The sequence below is a fragment of the Streptomyces murinus genome (assembly GCF_002154555.1).
GTDB classification, from domain to species: domain Bacteria; phylum Actinomycetota; class Actinomycetes; order Streptomycetales; family Streptomycetaceae; genus Streptomyces; species Streptomyces murinus.
This window is the reverse complement of sequence record NZ_MUNF01000491.1, coordinates 1-2,838: the sequence shown is the minus strand read 5'-3', so window position 1 is coordinate 2,838 and position 2,838 is coordinate 1. Positions and strand designations below refer to the sequence as shown.

Annotated in this window: 3 protein-coding genes; all 3 read left to right on the top strand. The window is 72.0% G+C overall.

Annotated features, from left to right (window positions below; genetic code table 11):
- The coding region (locus CCN72_RS27485) for an AtuA-related protein (RefSeq protein WP_425276178.1) at positions 1-354 on the top strand (354 nt) is incomplete at its 5' end.
- On the top strand, positions 351-1,949 hold the full coding sequence (locus tag CCN72_RS27480; RefSeq protein WP_086810504.1) for an acyl-CoA carboxylase subunit beta: 1,599 nt from the start codon (positions 351-353) through the stop codon (positions 1,947-1,949). The genes CCN72_RS27485 and CCN72_RS27480, both read left to right, overlap by 4 nt.
- Before the next feature lie 4 nt (positions 1,950-1,953).
- Positions 1,954-2,838: biotin carboxylase N-terminal domain-containing protein (locus tag CCN72_RS27475; protein WP_279630286.1), on the top strand; the 885-nt coding region annotated here is incomplete at its 3' end.

Below are 2,838 nucleotides of genomic sequence, written 5' to 3'. Positions count from 1 at the left end.
GCCGCGCCCCTGGGGCACGGCGCCACCCGCCGCGCCCCCCTCGGCCTCGTCGCCGGTGCCCGCAGCGGGGACAAGGGTGGGAACGCCAATGTGGGGGTGTGGGCCCGTACCGACGAGGCATGGCGATGGCTCGCGCACGAGCTGACGGTGGACCGGTTCCGGGAGCTGATCCCCGAGAGCCGCGACCTGCCCGTCACCCGCCATCTCCTTCCTGGGCTGCGCGCCCTGAACTTCGTCGTCACCGGCATCCTCGGCGCCGGCGTCGCCTCCCGGCACCGCTTCGACCCGCAGGCCAAGGCCCTCGGCGAATGGCTGCGCTCCCGCCACCTGGACATCCCGGAGGCCCTGCTGTGACCGTCCTCGACACGGCCCTGGACACCCACCACCCCGACTACTCGGCGCATCGCGAGGCCATGCTCGGCAAACTCGCCGAGCTGGAAGGCGAACACGCCAAGGCGCTCGCGGGCGGCGGCGAGAAGTACGTCCAACGGCACCGCGAGCGCGGCAAGTTGCTCGCCCGGGAACGCATCGAGCTGCTGCTCGATGCGGATACCCCGTTCCTGGAGCTGTCCCCGCTCGCCGGCTGGGGCAGCGAGTACACCGTCGGCGCCTCCCTCGTCACCGGGATCGGCGTGATCGAGGGCGTGGAGTGCCTGATCACTGCCAACGACCCGACCGTGCGCGGCGGCGCCAGCAACCCCTGGAGCCTGAAGAAGGCCCTGCGCGCCAATGACATCGCGCTCGCCAACCGGCTGCCCTGCGTCAGCCTGGTGGAGTCGGGCGGCGCCGATCTGCCCTCGCAGAAAGAGATCTTCATCCCCGGCGGCGCCATCTTCCGTGATCTCACCCGGCTTTCGGCCGCCGGCATCCCGACCGTGGCCGTCGTCTTCGGCAACTCCACGGCGGGCGGCGCCTACGTCCCCGGCATGTCCGACCACGTCATCATGGTCAAGGAACGGGCCAAGGTGTTCCTCGGCGGACCGCCCCTGGTGAAGATGGCCACCGGCGAGGAGAGCGACGACGAGTCCCTGGGCGGCGCCGAGATGCACGCCCGCGTCTCCGGGCTCGCCGACTACTTCGCGGTGGACGAGCGGGACGCCCTGCGCCAGGCCCGCCGGGTCGTCGGGCGCCTCAACCACCGCAAGGCGGGCGCCGATCCGGGCCCTGCCGAGCCGCCCAAGTACGACCCGGAGGAACTGCTGGGCATCGTCCCCGGCGACCTCAAGATCCCCTTCGATCCGCGCGAGGTCGTCGCCCGGATCGTGGACGGCTCCGACTTCGACGAGTTCAAACCGCTGTACGGCACCAGCCTGGTGACCGGCTGGGCCGCGCTGCACGGCTATCCCGTCGGCATTCTCGCCAACGCCCAGGGGGTGCTGTTCAGCGCGGAGTCGCAGAAGGCCGCCCAGTTCATCCAGCTCGCCAACCAGCGCGACATCCCGCTGCTCTTTCTGCACAACACCACCGGCTACATGGTCGGGCGGGAGTACGAGCAGGGCGGGATCATCAAGCACGGCGCGATGATGATCAACGCGGTGTCCAACTCCCGGGTCCCGCACCTCTCCGTCCTCATGGGCGCCTCCTACGGGGCCGGCCACTACGGGATGTGCGGCCGCGCCTACGACCCCCGCTTCCTGTTCGCCTGGCCCAGCGCCAAGTCCGCCGTCATGGGCCCGCAGCAGCTCGCCGGTGTGCTGTCGATCGTCGCGCGGCAGTCGGCGGCGGCGAAGGGGCAGCCGTACGACGAGGACGCGGACGCCGCCCTGCGCGCCATCGTGGAGCAGCAGATCGAGTCCGAGTCACTGCCGATGTTCCTGTCCGGGCGGCTCTATGACGACGGCGTCATCGACCCGCGCGACACCCGTACCGTCCTCGGCCTGTGCCTCTCCGCGATCCACACCGCCCCCTACGAGGGCGCGCGCGGCGGCTTCGGCGTCTTCCGGATGTGAGGTCATGATCCAGACACTGCTGGTCGCCAATCGCGGCGAGATCGCCTGCCGTATCTTCCGCACCTGCTCCGACCTGGGCATCCGCACGGTCGCCGTGTACTCGGACGCCGATGAGCACGCCCTGCACACCCGCCGGGCGGATGCGGCGGTACGACTGCCGGGCGCGGCGCCCGCCGACACCTATCTGCGCGGCGACCTGATCGTGAAGGCCGCCCTCGCGGCCGGCGCGGACGCCGTGCACCCCGGTTACGGCTTCCTCTCCGAGAACCCGGACTTCGCCCGCGCGGTCCTGGACGCCGGTCTGACCTGGATCGGGCCGTCCCCCGAGGCCATCGAGGCCATGGCCTCCAAGACGCGCGCCAAGCGGCTGATGGGCCTGGAACCCCTGGGAGAGGTCACCCAGGGGGACCTGCCGGTGCTGGTGAAGGCGGCGGCGGGCGGCGGGGGGCGCGGGATGCGGATCGTGCGCCGTCTGGACGAGCTCCGGGACGCCCTGGAAGGGGCGCGCGCCGAGGCCGCCAGCGCCTTCGGGGACGGCGAGGTGTTCATGGAGCCGTACATCGAGAACGGCCGCCACATCGAGGTGCAGATCCTCGCCGACACCCACGGCACCGTCTGGCCGCTCGGCACCCGCGACTGCTCCCTCCAGCGCCGCCACCAGAAGGTGATCGAGGAGGCCCCGGCACCCGGCCTGCCCGAGCGGCCAGACGGTGCCGTGGGTGTCGGCGAGGANNGGGTCGCCGAGGGACACGCCCTGGAGAAGGACCCGCCGAGCCCGCGCGGCCACGCGATCGAGGTCCGCCTCTACGCCGAGGACCCTGCCCGCGACTGGGCCCCGCAGACCGGCACCCTGCACCGGCTCGCCGTACCGCCCGGCGTCCGCCTCGAC